General features: G+C 44.9%; 19 protein-coding genes. All 19 read right to left on the bottom strand.

Translation table 11 applies throughout. The features are described 5' to 3' along the window. Positions 1–8 precede the first annotated feature (8 nt). The 19 genes from DWX28_RS11490 to DWX28_RS11400 all read right to left on the bottom strand — a co-directional run bounded on the left by DWX28_RS11490 (position 9) and on the right by DWX28_RS11400 (position 17,575). Positions 9–1,265, bottom strand: coding sequence for an XkdQ/YqbQ family protein (locus DWX28_RS11490; RefSeq protein WP_046438175.1), 1,257 nt, complete (start codon positions 1,263–1,265; stop codon positions 9–11). 13 nt (positions 1,266–1,278) lie between these two features. Continuing rightward, positions 1,279–1,977 (bottom strand): LysM peptidoglycan-binding domain-containing protein, encoded by a 699-nt coding sequence (locus tag DWX28_RS11485; RefSeq protein WP_046438174.1) that lies wholly within the window; start codon positions 1,975–1,977, stop codon positions 1,279–1,281. Between the two features lie 9 nt (positions 1,978–1,986). Next, entirely contained in the window at positions 1,987–7,344 is a 5,358-nt protein-coding gene (locus DWX28_RS11480; RefSeq protein ID WP_243002416.1) for a phage tail tape measure protein, read from the bottom strand. Between the two features lie 160 nt (positions 7,345–7,504). After that, positions 7,505–8,020 (bottom strand): phage tail assembly chaperone, encoded by a 516-nt coding sequence (locus DWX28_RS11475; protein ID WP_243002415.1) that lies wholly within the window; start codon positions 8,018–8,020, stop codon positions 7,505–7,507. A 55-nt stretch (positions 8,021–8,075) separates the two neighbouring features. Continuing rightward, positions 8,076–8,531, bottom strand: coding sequence for a hypothetical protein (locus DWX28_RS11470; protein ID WP_021652452.1), 456 nt, complete (start codon positions 8,529–8,531; stop codon positions 8,076–8,078). An 18-nt stretch (positions 8,532–8,549) separates the two neighbouring features. Continuing rightward, complete coding sequence (locus DWX28_RS11465) at positions 8,550–9,959, bottom strand: phage tail sheath subtilisin-like domain-containing protein (RefSeq protein ID WP_118252764.1); 1,410 nt, start codon at positions 9,957–9,959, stop codon at positions 8,550–8,552. Next, a complete protein-coding gene (locus DWX28_RS11460) occupies positions 9,960–10,181 on the bottom strand; it encodes a hypothetical protein (protein ID WP_117628314.1) in 222 nt (73 codons plus the stop codon). A gap of 12 nt (positions 10,182–10,193) precedes the next feature. Next, complete coding sequence (locus tag DWX28_RS11455; protein ID WP_118252763.1) at positions 10,194–11,063, bottom strand: hypothetical protein; 870 nt, start codon at positions 11,061–11,063, stop codon at positions 10,194–10,196. Continuing rightward, positions 11,038–11,340, bottom strand: a complete 303-nt coding sequence (locus DWX28_RS11450) for a DUF5026 domain-containing protein (protein WP_118252762.1) — start codon at positions 11,338–11,340, stop codon at positions 11,038–11,040. The genes DWX28_RS11455 and DWX28_RS11450 overlap by 26 nt, the downstream gene beginning before the upstream one ends. After that, entirely contained in the window at positions 11,341–11,718 is a 378-nt protein-coding gene (locus DWX28_RS11445; RefSeq protein WP_046438167.1) for a hypothetical protein, read from the bottom strand. Further along, a complete protein-coding gene (locus tag DWX28_RS11440; RefSeq protein ID WP_118252761.1) occupies positions 11,715–12,077 on the bottom strand; it encodes a hypothetical protein in 363 nt (120 codons plus the stop codon). The genes DWX28_RS11445 and DWX28_RS11440 overlap by 4 nt, the downstream gene beginning before the upstream one ends. Further along, the gene (locus DWX28_RS11435; RefSeq protein ID WP_118252760.1) at positions 12,074–12,517 is read right to left on the bottom strand and encodes a hypothetical protein; all 444 of its coding nucleotides are present in this window, start codon (positions 12,515–12,517) and stop codon (positions 12,074–12,076) included. The genes DWX28_RS11440 and DWX28_RS11435 overlap by 4 nt, the downstream gene beginning before the upstream one ends. Beyond that, positions 12,517–12,951 carry a hypothetical protein gene (locus DWX28_RS11430; RefSeq protein ID WP_118252759.1) on the bottom strand — a complete coding sequence of 145 codons (435 nt, stop codon included), beginning with the start codon at positions 12,949–12,951 and terminating at the stop codon, positions 12,517–12,519. The genes DWX28_RS11435 and DWX28_RS11430 overlap by 1 nt, the downstream gene beginning before the upstream one ends. Positions 12,952–12,962: 11 nt before the next feature. Next, positions 12,963–13,988, bottom strand: a complete 1,026-nt coding sequence (locus DWX28_RS11425) for a hypothetical protein (protein ID WP_118252758.1) — start codon at positions 13,986–13,988, stop codon at positions 12,963–12,965. Positions 13,989–14,012: 24 nt separating this feature from the next. Continuing rightward, positions 14,013–14,441, bottom strand: a complete 429-nt coding sequence (locus DWX28_RS11420) for a structural cement protein Gp24 (RefSeq protein ID WP_118252757.1) — start codon at positions 14,439–14,441, stop codon at positions 14,013–14,015. A 17-nt stretch (positions 14,442–14,458) separates the two neighbouring features. Next, positions 14,459–15,637: a hypothetical protein gene (locus DWX28_RS11415; protein ID WP_021652441.1), complete on the bottom strand. Its 1,179-nt coding sequence runs from the start codon at positions 15,635–15,637 to the stop codon at positions 14,459–14,461. A gap of 64 nt (positions 15,638–15,701) precedes the next feature. Then, positions 15,702–16,193: a Gp49 family protein gene (locus DWX28_RS11410; protein ID WP_118252756.1), complete on the bottom strand. Its 492-nt coding sequence runs from the start codon at positions 16,191–16,193 to the stop codon at positions 15,702–15,704. Further along, entirely contained in the window at positions 16,186–16,647 is a 462-nt protein-coding gene (locus DWX28_RS11405; protein ID WP_117628324.1) for an XkdF-like putative serine protease domain-containing protein, read from the bottom strand. Before DWX28_RS11405 ends, DWX28_RS11410 begins: the two co-directional genes overlap by 8 nt. Next, on the bottom strand, positions 16,631–17,575 hold the full coding sequence (locus tag DWX28_RS11400) for a phage minor head protein (RefSeq protein WP_118252755.1): 945 nt from the start codon (positions 17,573–17,575) through the stop codon (positions 16,631–16,633). The genes DWX28_RS11405 and DWX28_RS11400 overlap by 17 nt, the downstream gene beginning before the upstream one ends. Positions 17,576–17,579: the final 4 nt, after the last annotated feature.

Here is a 17,579-nt window from a genome sequence, read left to right as displayed (position 1 = left end):
TCCTCCTGTCAGTCAAATGATCCATCGTCAACCCAGCCCCAGACATGAGTCTGATTCCAGTTTTGTGTAACCAGATGCCATGGGTGTGCTTTTCCGGAACCACCTTTGATCGTGATTTTTGCTTTTCCGGCTCCTACACTGTATCCTCTGGCATCTGGATAACTGCTGACATAATGCTTACCGCCATGGAAATTAACAATGTCCCCAACATCATATGATTTTGCTTTTGTTTTTTTATTCCCACTGCTCTTTTTTGCTGCCGGTGCTTTTTTCAATCCCAGTGTCATAAGCATTTTATCTACATCATGCGTAGCAGATATTACGATATAATACCCAGCACTTATTGAAGCTGTTTTTAGATGAATCTTGTCACCCTTCCGAATGATAGGAATATCCGGGAGTTTTATCGTGATTTCTTCCTTTGGTTTGCCATCATCTGCAAGAATCTCTCTCGCTTCTTTTTTTGCCTCATCTAATGTGTCATTGGTTCCTCTGGAAACAATCTTCTGGCGGATTCCGTAGCTTGTCTTTCCATCAACTGTAGCCTCGACAGGTGAGCATCCATCATCATTTGCTTTTCCGATGATTTTTACCCTTGTGACCATCCCGGTAGTGCTGATCTTATGGTTTACTTCTGTAAGATGCTGTGTTTCTTCAAAATGATATACTGTTTTATTTGTTCCAAAACCAACTACGGTCACATTCATTTTCACAGCCCGCAGACATGCCTCAATGCCACCTTTCTTTTTGGCTTCCTTGAGGATTTTCACAACCACTGTTCCAAGCTTTTCAGACTTATAAGCCAGTTTCCCATGCTTCACATTTGGTCCGCTGTAAGATGTGACCTTTATGCCCCAGCGTTTCAGCACTTGGACTATGGCTGACTTTGTCTTTACGCCAGCTGAAAAATATACATGATCTTGTGATTCCTGCAGATCATATAGAACATCGTATGCTTTTACCTTAAACTTCTCTCCGGATGTTCTCGCTGAAGGATTCCATTCAACTATTTTTCCTCTGGTTGCTTCGGCATTTTTGCCGCCATTATAGGAATACAAAAGTGCTGCATAACACCCAGGCTTGGCAAGAGAAGAAATTCTTCCCTTTGAAGTTTTATCGTTCTTGGCCGAAAAACTAATTCTGGCCGCAAGCTGGTCCTCTCCCTCTTCCCAGGATACATCTTCGACAAATTGCGTGATGTCGTAAGCCTTTTTATCTGCAGTCATAATGGCCACGAGGTATTTATATTTCATTGGATTTATCAATACTCTCGCCTCCTTATGGTAAAGTCAGTACTGTTCCTGGATATATCCAATGTCCGTTGTCGCTATTGCGCCGGCCATGTTTCTTAGCAGCCGCTTCAATAACCTTCTTATTGGCATTGTAGATATTTCTCCACTTTGATTCAGTTTTATATTTCTTACGAGATATTCCGCAAAGCGTATCGCCTCGGACAATCCTGTAGGTCTTTTTCTTTTTAGTAGATTTCTTGGTACTTGGCCTAGTGGTTTTCTTTTTCTTTTTAGCTTTTTTCTTAGTCCCCAGTTCCTTTGTTGTATAAATCTTCATCTCGACATATGGAACAAAAGATATCTCGTACGAATAGTCCCCATGTCCGCCAAAAGGCTTATACTCAAAAGATTTGATAGTAACATCTTCATTGATACCAGCTTCAGAAACCACCAGATTTAAAGGTGTCTTTTTTGTCTGCCAGCTTTTCAGTTTGCTGGCGCAAGTTTTTGGCGCTATCCATTTCTGGTTTACGGAGGCAAGCTTTTTTCTGCCTGCCCCCCAGAAATATCCAGACCATTTTATAATCTGAGTACCCATACCAGATGGGTAACTCATTTTTCCTTTTCCAAGAATGTTATATTCCTGATATGCTGTTTCTCTTTTTACATCAACATCATCTTTTGGCATCGAAGGGAACTGGAACTTCGATGCCGAATTATGCAATTCTTTTAATATCGCTCCCATGTTCCCTCCTTATGTTGTAACAGGCGTATTCTCATAAGCTTCGCTGAGCATTGTTGCAATTTCGCTTCCAAGATCGTCAGCCAGCTCCTTGATGTGCGCTTTGATGAGCCGAATAACATCACTGTCATTTGTATCTGATATATTGAACTGCGGAGAAAGGTTGACTTGCACCACAACGCCAGATTTATCTGACACTACATTCGTTGGTACAGTTTCTTTCTCTGTTTTTTCAGAATCTTGTGAACTGGAATCTGTGTCGAAATAAGGTGTCGTATTTGATACTTCTTTTCCAACAATTCCTCCGTTCGCATGTGCTGATATCTGGCCATCCGAACCAAGAATACCAAGTGTACGACCTGCAGACTCCCACAGTTCAATACCTCTCTGTCGTCTAGCTGGTACTGTAGGAATGATATATTCCAATCCTTCCTCACCTAACCACGACAGCTCAGCTCCATTCAGTCCGACTTCACCGCCCGAAGCGTGTCCGGCTATGGTAGCTGATACTGAGGATCCGCTACTTGAAGTCGATATACTTGCAGACGGATTGGTTATATGCCAGTTCAGTGTAACCGCAACATCTGCAGATGCAGTGAAGCCCTGTGAGAATGTACTTTGTACCTGTCCGGCGCATTCCGAATAAATAGCTGCTGCATTATTCGTCTGGTCAAGTGTGACATCAACGTGCCCGTCTGTTGGAATAGTCGCAGAAAAAGCAGATACTACATCGGCTGTTGCAAGAGAATAAATCTCAGCCGCATTATTGGACTGATCTAATGTGATGCTCGCATGACCGTTGGCCGGTACATCACTTACTGCACTCTCAATATCTGCCGTTGCCTTCTCAGCGATTCCCGCTGTTACAATTGTTGGATCTGTAATGGTTACTGTTGCATGACCATTGGCCGGTACATCGGTTAATGCACTTTCAAGATCCGTTGTTACCTGCTCCACAACGCCAGAAGTGTCTGTTGTCGTGCCTGAGAAGGTAACATTTGCACTGCCTTCAACTGGTACATCTCCTACAGCACCTTGTGCATCTTCTTCCGCCTGCGCCTGCATTCCGGATGTATCGGTCGTTGTATTTGTGACATTTACATTTGCAGATGCTTCCTGCTCAATAGGCTCTGTTTCCGTTTCATCTGCTGCCTGTTCGGTTGCAGACTGCATGCCAGATGTATCCACCGTTACCAGTTCTGATGGGATAGTAACAGATGCGCCTGCCTGCACTTCAATTCCATTTGCCGCAAGTGTCCCGGATTCCATGCCGAGAGCTGCCTCAATCTGAGCCGCCGCTGTATCGGAATCCACTTCTACATCTGCCAGATCAACTTTGACTCCTTCTGCTGTCACAGACATTTCTGCTCCTTCTGCATCCAGAGCCGACATAGCCTGCTCGATAGCAGCCTGAGCCTTGTCTCCGTCAACTTCTGCAGTCAACGTATCCATGGAAATAGTCAGTTCCTGGTCTGGGTGAATAATATACGGGCTTTCGATACCGTTCTGTTCTGCAATGGTCTGCCAGTCAATTCCAAGAGCGTTGCCGATTTCCCACAGGCAATCGCCTTGATCAACCTTAATCTTTACATGATCAGCGGTAACCTCCTGTGTTTCGCCCAAGTCACCAAGAGCTTCATTCAGCTTTGAAGTCCATGCATCTTTGTCAATATCAACGTCTCCATCAACAGAAGCTTTCAGTCCTTCAAGTGTCACATCTTCAGTTGTAGTCTCTACCGCCGCCCTGTCAATCGCTTCCGCAAGTTCAGGAGGCAACTGGCTGCGAACCGTTTCATACATTGGATTGCTCGGATCCGTAAGTGATGCTTTTAATTCATCGCTTCCGTTCTTCCAGATCTGGTTAGCATAATTCTGCCATGTTGCAGACGTATCGCCAGCAGCTGCTCCAACCTCAATAGCTTCATTAAACGAATCCATCAGGCTTTGTGGAACTGCCTTCCCTGCTTCCCGGTAATCATCAATTAAGCCCTGCATCTGCGTTACATCAGGTTTCATGCTCTCATACATGGTGCTCAAGGCATTCTGTGTAGCATCAGTTGTAATTCCTAATGTTTTTCCATTTCCAAGTTCGTTGAACCCGTACATCAATGCACTGGTCATAGCGGATGTGTCTCCGCTCTCTAACTGTTTCTGTGCTGAATCAATAGAAAACTGCGTATTTTCCGCAAGGCTCTGCCTGTTGCTCTGAATCTTCTCTGCATATGCAGAATTCAGAGTGTTTGAACCAAGCTGTAAGCTCTTAGACAGTTCACTTCCTTCCTGCCCCTTTACATACCAACCAGTCATGTCATGGTACTGCTTATTCTGAGCAGCTGTGATCCTGCCGGCCGATTCCATTGAATTAAGCTCTGAATACCACTGCTCAACATCTGCCTGTACGCTTTCTTTTGCTGATTGCCTCTGATCTCTCATTGCTCCCAGAAGATCAGTAAATGAACCGCTTTCAAAATCGGCCGCATTCAGGCTTCCATATTCCTGGTTTATCCAATCCCATTTTGCCTGAGCTTCGGACTCCTTCCATCTTGCAGTTATGTTATTTATTTTTTCTTGCAAGGCACTTATCGCCTTTTCTTCCCTAACGCCAATGATTCCGTTTTCTAATGCTGCGGAAACTCTTTCTGATAACTGATTAGAAAGATCATTGAGTTCGAGATAATCCGCTGTAGCCCATTTCTCGATGTTCTGGGCCAACGTCTGTCCCTCTTCCGTACCTCCGAGATACGTTTGGACGTGGATATGTGCCGCAAACGTCCGGCTTTCCAGTTCTTCAATCTTGCTCTTAACAAAAGTTTCGATATTGCTTGTGTAATCTTCCTGTTCTTCTGTCGTAAGTTTAATTCCCACTCTGCTCTTAAACTCCAGAACATCATTGGATTCCAACGCCTTCTGAGCATCTTCTCTAAGCTTATCAGCGTTCTTTACCTCATTTAAGGCAACCTCCACATTGGCCAGGTATTTCTGATCAAGAATTCCAGAAGCAATATCCTGCACTTCCTGAGCTGATAGTTTGATGTTTCCGAAATGTTCTTCCAGATTACTGCTCAGAGCTTTCTGGTTGTAGTTATCAACTGCAACACCAATTCCAATCACTGCCGCTGTTACTGCCGCTGCCGCAAGTCCGAATTTAGCAGCTGTTGGAACCATAGCGCCCAAATCGCTGATAAAAGCACCTACACTTGGAGCTGTCTGTGCTGCAAGCCCAATGCTTTTGATAGCATTTCCAATTGGCTGTAATGTTGTTGCGATATTTTTTGCGTTTCCAATAATCCCGGATGCTCCCTTTGCGATCAGCATAGAGCTGAGCACAGAAGAAAGGCCTGCTTTCTTTCCTCCTGGAAGGATAGCAGACGCACTGGAGAATAATGTTCCGAGACCGGAAGAAATCAAATGTTTTCCGTCTCCGCCAATCCAGTCAGAGAAAGGCCGACCGATAAGAGTATCCCATGCAATGTCCATCTTTCCGAACATATCCGCATTCCGCCACTCATCAGATGCCGTCATGGTTCCGATAACTGTCTTCATGTGTGCTGCTTTTTTGTCTACAGTGTCCATAAAATCATTCAGAGCAACCGTCACAGCCGGCATTGCGTCCGTAATGGAATCAACGAATCCTCTTACATAAGGAGTGAGTCTCTGTCCAAAACTGTTTTGCACGCCCTCTACAGCCGACTGCATAAGAGTCATGGAGCCTGCCAGGTTGTCCAACATGGTGTCTGCCATATCCTGTGCTGCATCTTTTGAATTTCCGATTGCATTGGAAAGATCGTTATAATCCTGTTCTGAAGCATTGATGATAGCAAGCATACCGCTCATAGCTTCTTTGCCGAAAATGGTGGATGCCGCCGCTGTCTGTTCAGTTTCAGAAAGACCTCCTAAACTGCTTCGCAAATTATCCATGACACCTTTCAGTGTTTTCATGTTTCCTGAGCCGTCGGTCAGGCTAATACCATATTTGTCCATAGCCTCTGCCATGCTGTTAGTTGGTGCTGCCATGTTAGCCAGGGATGTCTTTAAGGCTGTACCAGCCATGCTTCCCTTAATGGAACTATTGGCCATAAGTCCCAGCGCCAGGGATGTATCTTCGACGCTATATTTCATGGCTCCTGCTACCGGCGCAACATATTTGAATGATTCACCCAGCATGCCTACGTTTGTATTCGAACTAGCGGATGCCTTTGCAAGGACATCCGAGAAATGTCCGGCATCTTTTGCTTTCAGCCCAAAAGCTGTCAAAGCATCCGTAACAATATCCGAGGTGCTTGCCAGATTTTCGCCGGAAGCTGCTGCCAGGCTCATAATACCGGATATACCAGCGGTCATTTGTTCTGGTTTCCAACCTGCCATAGCCATGTAATTAAATGCCTGAGCCGCTTCAGTAGCAGTAAACTTCGTAGTTGCGCCCATTTCCTGTGCTTTTGCGGTCAGATCATCAAACTCTTTCCCTGCAGCGCCAGATATAGCCTGGACCTGCGACATCATACTCTCAAACCCTTTGTATGTATTCACAGTATCAGCCAGTCCTGCGCTCACTCCAAGGAATGTTGCGCCCTGTGCTATTGGATTCTTTGCAGCATTTAAAACCGCTCCCATTGGAGCAGTAGCAGCATCTACTATACTCATAGTTGCCGTAAAAACGCTTCCGTCCCAGGCTTTTGCTTTGTCCCTCACATCGTCGATGATCGGACTTGCATTATCATCTGCCCCCAGTTCCGCTGTCCCGGAAGTTCCATCGAATGTGGCCACTGCATCTTCGGCACTTCGGATTATCTCCGTGGCTGTATCATCAGCTTCCACTGAGGCCACAGCCACTTCACCATTCAAGGCGGCCAGTGCATCCTCCACATCCATAATTTGCATCGTAGCATTGTCGTCCGCAGTAAGCTCTACTACCGCTTCATTTCCGTTTAGAACAGACAGTGAATCTCCAACACTATTTACCACCCCGGTGGCATTATCATCCGCCCCCAGTTCTACATCAGCACTTGTTCCGTCAAGGGTTACTGCTGCATCCTCGACACCAGATATTTCGGCAGTAGCATTGTCGTTTGCTCCTATCTCAATATCTGCTGAAATTCCTCCTACTCTTTCAGCTGCATCTTCGACTCTTGAAAGAACCGGAGTGGCATTGTCATCTGCTGAAACTTCAATAGAGTGCTCACGTCCAAGCGTTCGTTCCACTCTCTCTGCCGTTTGTTCAATCCCTCTGGTTTTTAATCCAGATGACAGGATCCGATTTACCTTCTGGGCGGCAGTGGCCAGGGTGTTCATCTTATTCGTGATATTTGATAGGCCAGGGTCTGTATTATCGTTCACAGATACAGGAATTTCAATTCTAATTGTTTCTCCCATTTACCACGTCACCCCTTTTTCGTATTCGCCTCGATCCATAGCCTGGTTGAAGCAAAAAGAAAAGCCCTCTCTCCAGAGGGCAAACTCATTACTTCACTCGGCAATAAACCTTGGCGTTGAAATATGTGGTGGAGCAATGTTGACTTTCCACCGGCCATAATCAGTTTTTTGCAGTTTCAGCCTTCACTTCTTCATTATTGAAACCATTAACATCATCAATAATCTCCATAATGCGGTCTTTTTCTCCCGGAAGGAGAACAGCGTCAATTACATCGAGAGCATTGATAATACAGATGCCTTTTGCTTCCAGGCCCTTTTTGACATCCGGATTATCCCACAGTTTGGCCTTGTCTTCTTCCGTAGTAGAGTTGTAGATCACGGAAGCCCTGTACTTTGGCATATCCAGTTCGTCCGCAACCCGGATGCCCTGGCGGCGATTCTTTGTATATTTTGTGTATTTTTTTCGAATATCTTTTAACATTTCATCAGTCAGCGAATGAATACTGAAGGAGAAATACTTCCGTTCGTTACGAATGATCTCGATCTTCTTTGTATCATTTGCTGCATTATCAGCAGCTGCCAATAATCCTTCCAGATAATCATCCTCGTTTGCAAGGATAGTTTCTCTTTTCTCTTCCTCAGTTAATTCCGGATCCATAAAGTCTTTATTTGCCATTTCTTTTCCTCCTGTTAAAAACGAGGGGCTGATGCCCAGCCCCTCTTAATAGAAATCAGATTGTCAGTTTGCTCTTATTCTCAACCTTGCCATTGCAGTGCAGGGCAAAAGATCTTTTCAGCACATCGCCTGTAGCTACGTTCTGGATATCGCTGTCTCCAGAAAGGATACACTCTCTGTAGGTCACACGTTCCTGTGATCCATTTCTTCCTTCGATAACTCCTGTAAACATCAGAACAGGAGATTCCCCATTTGCAATGGCGTTGATTACTGCATTAAACAGCTCGCCATCAAGAACTACGATTTCGGAAATGTTTACGGTAACGCCCACAGTTCCATTGACCTCAAGTTCTCTGTTCTGGCCAAGAGGTGCGTATTTATAGTTGTTAAAGGAACCTTTTGTAGTGAAACTTTCAACCTGTGCAAATGGTTTTCCAGCAGAGTTATAAAGCATCGCATCTTTGCCAGATCTGCTGTGTCTGGCATCAGTAGCCGCACTCTTATTCAGCATTATTTATTCCCCCTTTTCTTATTCTCCAGATGCAGCAACAATAGTGCTGAACTGGAAGTAGTAATTCAGATAGATGTGCTCTGCAGAATCCAGATCGATCACTTCGATATCAAATCCACAGGTATCTCCATCAGTAGTAACAGTTGTAGATTCAGTTACATTGCCGTACTGGATCTTTCCTTCTGCTTCCATGGCATTGCAGATACCCTGTATAGCTGCCATGATAGTGGCTCTTCCGTTTGTATCGTTATCAACCTTTCCAACCAGTGCGTCAGCTGCTGCATTTGCTCTGTTCAGAAGTTCATAACGAGTTTTGGTTCTACGGATTTTCTTCCATCCGCTGTCGTGGTTGGCATCCGGATGAACCAAGGTATTAACACCATTGTCAATCCATACAGCCCCATCGGAAGCCGTAGAGAGGACCAGGCAGCCTTTTTCTTCAGCTACTTCCATCTCTGTATTTGTAAGGATTTCATTCAGAACGCTATATCTGCTAAGAGTTGCGTGTGTCACGGACTGGTTCGCAGGAGTCGCAGCTACGATACCCGCGATATACGCAGCCACCTGATATCCTTTCAGCTCTTCATTGCCGGCATTAGCATTTGCATTCAGCGGTGCAATTACGTTTTCAGTATCGAAACTGGAGATGGATGTCATCCTATCTTCCAGTGAAGAGGAAGGTTTTGGAGTGACAATTGCCATTCCAAAAGAGCCAGCCAGATAAATTCGGTCAAGAAATGCCGCTACCAATGCATGGACAGCGGCGTCTTCTGTATCAACACAAATGGTGTTGAAGTAATATTTCTCCACTTCTTTTAATCCGGCACTGTAGTCTGCGTTTGTTACTGTCGGATCTGCGCCATCTGCGAAAGCGGACTGGCTAACCGCTGTAACGGCTCCTGATGCATCAGTAATATCGACTACAAAGTTCTTTGAGGAAGCAAATGCTTCTTTCAGCGCAGTAGCTTCTTCTGCTCCTGCTGCAAATGTTACCTTTTCGAACTCAGAGCCATCCAGATATACGATGCACTCCTTCTTCGAGGAATCGCCAAGCTTCTCTCTGATTGTTGCTGTAAATTTTGCACCGCTTGGATATTTTGTTGAAAGCTTTGCCTTGCCTGTTGCACAAGCAAGAGAGGCGCTGCCAACCGTACCACCGTTTCCTACTCGAACAGCGATAAGTTTAACAGCGCCTCCATAGAACGCTTCTCTTAATGCATCTGTGGTGCCTCCAGTACCAAAGGTATTTTCATATCCTTCAGATGCCGGAAGAACTGTAGCTTTTCCAAGTGGTCCGATTGAAGACTTGAAAAGCACTGCTACAACACCATCAATTGCTCCAAAGTTTGTTTCGTCCCCTCTTTTCTGTACATTGAAGTATGCACCGGGACGGATTTTGTTTTCTCCAAGAGAAAAATAACCTGCCATTTATTTGACCTCCTTTTTCATGAATCTATCAATGATCTGTTTCGCTTCCGCAACAGTCATTTCTGTTTTTTTGCAGCCTTTGAAGGCTGCTACTGCACATTCGCGAGGAACTCCAAATACTTTTGTGCTTGCATTTTCAAGTTCCTGGATGGTGTACTTGTCAGCGGACGGCTGTACTGTTTGTGTCGCAGCCGGTGTCTTCTTGATATCTTTTTCTGCCATTGCTTACTCCTTTCATGTAAGATCGTTGACTGTTACGCCTGATATACCAGGCTGCTTAAATGCGTCTTTTAAGCACGCATAATACCCTGTCAGAGACATCTGCCCCTCTCTAAGGTAATCAGCATTGTTGTTCATTTTCAGAGCTTTCACGACCATTGGGGAATCATCAAACATGATGATCTCTTCATCCTTCGCTAAGCTCTGGTGAAGTGCGGCCATCATCTTCAACCGCAATGACGGTTTCGGGCACAGGAGATGCACCGAAATAACTGCATTGAACCACGACAGGCTACTCCTGCAATGACCATCTGTGCTGTCAATTGATTTCAGTCCAGAATAGAAAACAGGAGTATCTGCCGGAATGGTGTATTCTGATAACTCATCAATTCCAAAAACTATGCATTCTGGGAAAAGCTTCTTAATATACCTGTTCAACGCCATAACGGGATCTGGATCCGTAGTTTCCTGTGCGGGGTATTCCAGAATATCGAACACAATTTCTTTGCACAGCACTGCGTTTCCTTCCAAGATGTAAGGTTCGCTTCTGGCCCATGCAAAGCACATAGGTGCCTCCCCTTCTAGTTTCATCACCACGTCCTGAAGGCAATTCCTGATAGCAACTTCTATCTTCTCTACTTCAAGCGGATCCATGATGTCGTACAATGCGACAGTAAGCTGGCCAGATGAAGACCGCTTTGTATCCACCTGTTTGTTGAAGACATAAGAAATCCTTGGATACTGGCTTTTCCCATTCCATCCCTCCTGCTGATCAGGTGGAAACTCTGTGTTAAAGATGGCCGGCTTATCTGCGTACTTGGCCAGAGTTCCGTTCAGAAGGTTGTCCTGAGATAATCTTCTATACAGCAACTGATTCAGATCCATCTTCTACACTCCCCTCATATACGTTCACCGTTTCCATTCCGTCAGAAGAATATCTGATAGTCCACATTCCTTTTTCAATAGCCTCGGCCTGAATCACGAAATGGTTCTGGATATTCTGTGTTTCTGGAAGGAATAAAACTGTGATGGTGTCAACAGTCGCTTCTGTCACTATTCCAGACTGCGCTTTATCCCAGGTTTTATTTTTTGCCGAGATAAGAGATCCTCTTCCGATTTCAGCAAGATTTATAACTTTCTTTTTTTCTTCAGTCAGTAACATTTACCCTCCTAACTCCGAGAACAATGCCAGAATTTCCGGCATTGCAGTTTCTTTGATTTTTTCGACATAAGGACGAGCTGCCATTTTGCTTGTTCCATGTTCCAGGTATCCCGAGTAGTGCATTCCAGATTGGATTCCGAATATGCCATTTCCTCCACCGCCAGAACTGTACATATTCCAATTCCTTCTCAGGTTTCCGCTCCTTACACCAGGTGGACTTCCGGGAGCTGAAGGACTTGGATTGGCTAATACCGTAAGAGCAGCATTCCTGAGTTCATTGGCTCCCTGCATCATCTTTGCATCAACCTGTCGTTTGGTTTGCTCTACGCGATTCTTTACTTCTTCCTGTACAGCTGCCGCTGCTGCCTCCGGGCTCATTTCAGATCATTCCTTTCTTCAAGATAGGCAATGCCGGCAAACCCAAGGTCTCCGGCATTATCAACAGCAAGAACTAAATATGCTTTTTCCTCATATGCAAGAATATCTGACTTTTTGAGATCACATCTTCCAGATACCACAAGGGTATGCGTCAGGGAATGCAGTTTCTGGTCCCATAGGTGTTTTGTCAGCTCCCTCTCATTCGAAGTCGCCTGTGCAAGAATTCCATCCACTATAGTTCCCGTATCCTCATATGAGTTCTTTGCATATCCATCTACATTGTCCACATGCATCTTCAATACCCGGAAGCTCTTCCAGAGATTCCCCGGACGAAGGTAGATTGCGTTTCCGAACATCATATGTCTTCCCCCTCTGTTTCCTCATGCGACATCATTCCGGCATAAAAATAAGGCGGTGTTATCCGCCCTGTTTCTGGATTTTCTGCCAACGGAAGAATTGCTTCTATCGAAGCTGCACTGGCTTTCAGATCTTTTTTCAGATCCTCATACATTTCTTTCCACAGCTTCGCCCGTTCCCCCATGGATAAGGAGAGCGGGCCTACTTTCGTATCAGGTTCGAATGCAAACTTACGCATAATGCTTTCAAGACATAGGAGTTTTGCCTTTTTCCATTGCCTTGTAGTTGGAATCTTTTCTGGAAGTACCGCATTGTATTCCTCATCGCAGAGCGCACAAGTCTTTTCTTTTCCCTCAACCATTACATCTCCGAGTTCAAAACGCATACGGTCTTTTCCGTATTCAGCAATATTTCCCGGTTCGTACTGATATGTTCCAGGCATCAGGCATCACCTGCGCTTTCCTCCAGTTCTCCAAGGCTCTTCGCCTTAGTTTCAGCTTCTTTCTTTACAGCAGTTCTCGAATCTACTGCATTCAGAAAGATAAGCACTGTATTATCCTCTACAGTGTCTCTAATATGAGCTACAGCATCTTTCTGGTTCATCTGCATAGTTTTTACTGCTTCCTGAAGCTGAGGCTCTGTAACGCCCAAATCGAAGCCCTTATCTCCTTTTACGATTTCGATTTTGAAGAATACTTCTCCGACTGATGCCACGCATTCCTCAAGTGTTTCAACCGGAATACCGTCACGAATCACAGTCAGCACTCCCATTTTTTCAAGAGCTACCGGATCAGTGACTGCTTCGGCCGGGATTTCCTCTCCGATGAAGTATCGTTTTCCGCTCAGAGTGCATGGTTTATTTGCAACAAGCTTCATATGGCACCTCCTTAGACTGCAGATTTGTAGAATCTCGCCAGATCATCGGATGTCTTATGCATATCTGTTGCCATAAGTCCTTCCACGTATTCTGTATGTGTTCCATTCTCGCCAAGATAGTTCAGAATCGGAAGCATCTGTCCATTTCCAAGCATATCCCATGTAAAGATGTAGCCGGCAGACGGTTCATCAATGCTCGGTGCGTTTGTGGCATAGGCAAGAAGGAATGCATCCGGATCTCCGATGTACTGCATGTTTTCATCTTCTCCCATGCCGGCATTGTTCATGATGGATTTAAGCACCACGATCTTTTCTACTCCAAACAACTGCGCAAGCACATTCTCTGTTACAGATGCCGGATTTGCGGTGCTTCCACCGTATTTAACCCTTTCGAGGATGCCCGGATGTACTTTCAGAGCATTAAATACATTAATACCAAGACCAAGGCGGTTCGGCATGCGTCCTGTCTGCTGATTCATGCTTGTCTTCTCGCTATCGATAAATGCAATAGGATCAGAGTTTGCATTGCTGAATTTAATGAACTGGTTTGTGCTCGGAGAGGTATTGTCTACTCCTTCAAGTTCATTCTTCCATGCGCCGGCTTTGAAGTAGCTTTCCGCAAACAGACGATCCTGATGGATATTTGCCTGTTCTGCAATGGTTTTTACTCTCTGCTGTTTCGGCTGCATTGTGGTTGGTCCCTGTCTTCTGCTGAGATCGGTCTGGCGAATCTGATCAATTCCCATGATCATCTGGTCTACCTGGCATACATAAGGTTTCATGCTCTCGCCTACTACTGTAGGATCAACTTTTCCATAAGCAGGTTTTCTGCTCCAGTTATCTCTCAGAAGATCTTCCTTGCTGAACTCATAGTAGTTGTCAGAAGAAAGACTTACCGGACAGGTTGGGAAAAGAGCCTTTGCGAAGTAGTTAGCTGCATTCTGGTAATATGCCAGAGCCATGTTTGTAAGTGCTGTGTGAGGTCTGAATACGCCTTTTGCGATTTCAGACTGGATTCCTGCTGCTGTGTTTCTCATCAATATTATCCTCCTTTATCAAGATTATGCTTTTGCCTTCTGGTATTTAGAAAGCTGCAGTCTGCTGTAGCCTCCGGCAGATACATTGTTAAGAGCTACCCCGATCACGTAATCACCAGCTGCCGCAACTGCCGCTTTTCCTCCGGTGGTCGCAGTAACCTCCTGCCCTTTCTTGATCTCAGCGGAAGCAATGACGAATCCGATGTCCTTGATCAGGATATCAACGTCTTCACCCTTCTTAACATTTCCGGCTTCTACACCGGAAATGTCATTATATCCACCTTCGATAATAGAAACGCCAAGCAGAGGTGCTGTGCCATCGGCAGCTACAACCACATTGCCATCAGTATCGTATTTCAGAATAAGGTTACGGATGTCAGCAACATCTGCTCCTGCCTTTTCGGAAATAGTTGGTGACTGGTTGATCTGTGTTCCATTAAAATTTTTACCCATTATCATTCGCCTCCTTCTTAGTATCCGGCTTCGTCTTCATACTCAGCCATAAGCTCCGGATGTGCTTCCCAGGCTTTTGCCAGCGCCATGTTATACGGCATGGAAGGATCTTTTTCAATTAATCCCTTTGCGATCGCATCGATTTTTCCTTCTGCCGCAGACTTCTTGACTGCTGCAGTTCCGCCAGAGAATGATTTTCCGATTTCTCCAAATACGCCAGAGTTGTTGACCATTGCCACATTTCTGTCGAGAAGGCTGATCATATCATTGTAGGCAGTTCCACCTGCACTTTTCAGTGTTTTCAAGGACTTAGCCAGTTCTTCCGGTTTTTCTCCAAGAACTTCGTACTTTTTAGCAACTGCATAAAGTTCTCTGTCTTCCGCTTCTTCCGCTCTTTTCTCGAGAGCTTCCAGTTTTTCTCTCACAAGAGGATGCAGTCCTTTGTAAATATCATCGTCAGCATTCTGTTCTGGCGGTGCAAAAGATTTCTTTGTATCTGTTTTCTTTTCAGCTCCATCATCATCGAGAACGTCTGGGTTTTCCTCTTTTTCGCTTTTCTGCGGTGCTTTCTTCTCGATAGACGGCTCCTCGTTTGTCTCTACGGCAAACTTTTTGATAAGTTCATCATATGTCGCTCTTTCCTCAGCAGACATTTTTGACTTGTCGATTTTAATCATGTCTTCCAATTCTCCTTTCGTTTCTACGGATTTCTGAATGATTTCCTCCAGATTGCTATGCGCTTTCATCACCATAGGAAGATCTGTTTCGTCAGGCGCATCCAGATTCTTTTTGATTTTTGCAGATGTTCCCCCAGCCCATCCGGGAATGTATTCCTTCATAGCTGTAGCGAACTGTTCAATGCTTGTATCCATTGCACTCTGCTTCCCGCTGCTGTCCAGTTCTGGGTCGCACAGGATTGAATTAAGTGAATTCTGCAGGGCGTAACATACAGACCAGATTTCATCCCGGATTGCGTCCATGCTCACAGCGTTGATCTGTTCATCAAATGTCGTGGCTGATTTCTGCACCTCTCCGCTGATCCAGTTCAGGAATCGTTTAAATAGTCCGATTTCCGGGTCTGATGTTTCCTCTGCTTTATTCTTGCCTTTCAGCAGTTTGATATCAGCTCTCTGATTTGCACCTTCATCAACGAAATCTACTTTACCTACTTCCAGGCCTTTCAGTTTTGTTGCCACAATGCTTCCTCCTTTCGCTTTTATTTATCAAAAAAGCGCCCTTTTGGGCGCCTATTGATCACATTTATTTAATTCCATGCCACGCTGTCTGAAGCAGAAATCCTAAAAGATACCAGATCTTATCCTTTATCTTCTTCATGCAGATTTCTTCTCCGAGCTTCTGGTCATAATTCCGAGCATCTACACATGCAGATGTTTCAATGATCTCAAAACCATTTCGAAGCACGCAACGAACCATTGTTGTCTTATAGCCTACGGTACTGGTTTCAATATAGCTGATAAAATCATTCACCATGTGTTCTCCTATTGATACGCCAGATATCAGTTTCGGATTCTCCTGAACCTGCATATAAGACTGCTCGAACACATCTTTCGGAGACCAACTGATGTATCCATCCGGATATTTAACTACATATCCCGGATTGCCATCATCTGAACCTCCAAATCTTTCTCTTGCTTCTTCAATGGTATCGCAGGCACCTGTTTTTAATGCCTGTGCTTCCGCAAGAGTTGCTTTTTCTGCCTCAATAAGCTTTGTTCCAATATACTTATTCATTGTTTACTTCTACCCTTTCTGCTTTCCCTTCAATGGAGAACATGCTGTAAGTTCCATCTTTTACTTTCTCCCAAACATCCGCATCTGTAACCTGGAATCCAATCCACCAGCCAACAGGGAGTGTACCTTCCGGGATTCCCATTGCCGCCATCTTCTCTTCCGTAAATACAACACTCTCGATCAGATACGCAACCCCACCTCTTTCGTGCATCTCTCCGCCTTCCCGGTAGAGATCAACGAACTTGTAAGCGGCGCTTTCAAGTTCATCAGGCTCTATGATGTCGCCCTGCCAGTCTTCCAGCGTTTCTCCATTCTCAGCAATAGCAACACTGGCCCAGCCGAATGCCTGCATTTTTTCATTATTTGTCTTCTTTACCTGGAACTTTCTTTTTGTTACCTCCGGCTTGTTGTCCGGTTCGTCCCTTATTTTCATTATTTCATTGAATGTTTTCATTTTTCACCCTCACATACTTCACCGCGCATTTACAGCGCGGGTGTAATGGTGGAATAGACGTTGTAATCTCTCTCCTTCCGGATACCGTTTTAAATTCATCATCCATTCCTATCTTAGTGCCTTCAAGAGCTGCACATGATGCACACACATGGCCGTCCAAAGCTGTTGACCACTCTTTTTCCATCTCCGGAAGGTTCCCTGCAGTTACCGCTTCCCTCACAAAAGCATCTGCGCCATGGTTATAGGCTTGTGCTATTTCCGATCTGGCTATAGTCTCTGCCCTATACCGCTGCTGTCTTTCTGCATATTTTGAAGCAGCCTCCCTCGCTTTCCGCTCAATTGACTCAGGTTTCATTCTCGGATGATCCGTTGTCAGCCTTTCCTTGATGGAATTGTAATATTTGAGATTCGCCGCAGTCTGTCTCTCTGTCAGTCCTATTGTTGGCCGGATATATCTTGCCGTTTCAGCACTGCTCATATTAAGAGATTCAGCTTCAGCGATCAGATACCGAATTGCGCTCACCTGCTCATTACAACAATTTGTTATCAAATCTCCCGTATGATCAACAATCCAGCTTCGAACCCAGCTCTCAGAGCTTATTACATCTTCTGCTCCACAAAAGAGAGAATTGTTTTTCCACCCTTCAAGAAACGCCTGTTCCCATACAGGTGTCATTTTTTCTGACAGCATCTTCGAATAATCCTGGAACCATATATCAAAAAGGCTTTCCGGATCTGTTTCTCCTATTACGAGTTCTCGCAGTTCTCTGTACAGCATGACTGCTGCCTGATCCTGCCAGAATCGAACAAGCCATCTTACTGGTTCATCAATATTCCCCTCGAGATAGGCGTCAAGTGCATCCAGTACTCTCTGTGATTCTTCGCTTTTTTTAACGGCCCTTGATCGTGGCCGTATTTTTCGCATCATCAAA

Source organism: Blautia sp. AF19-10LB (assembly GCF_003461245.1).
In the GTDB taxonomy this organism is placed as follows: domain Bacteria; phylum Bacillota; class Clostridia; order Lachnospirales; family Lachnospiraceae; genus Blautia_A; species Blautia_A intestinihominis.
Note: the sequence above shows the minus strand (reverse complement) of the source record. Positions and strands in the feature narration are given on the sequence as shown.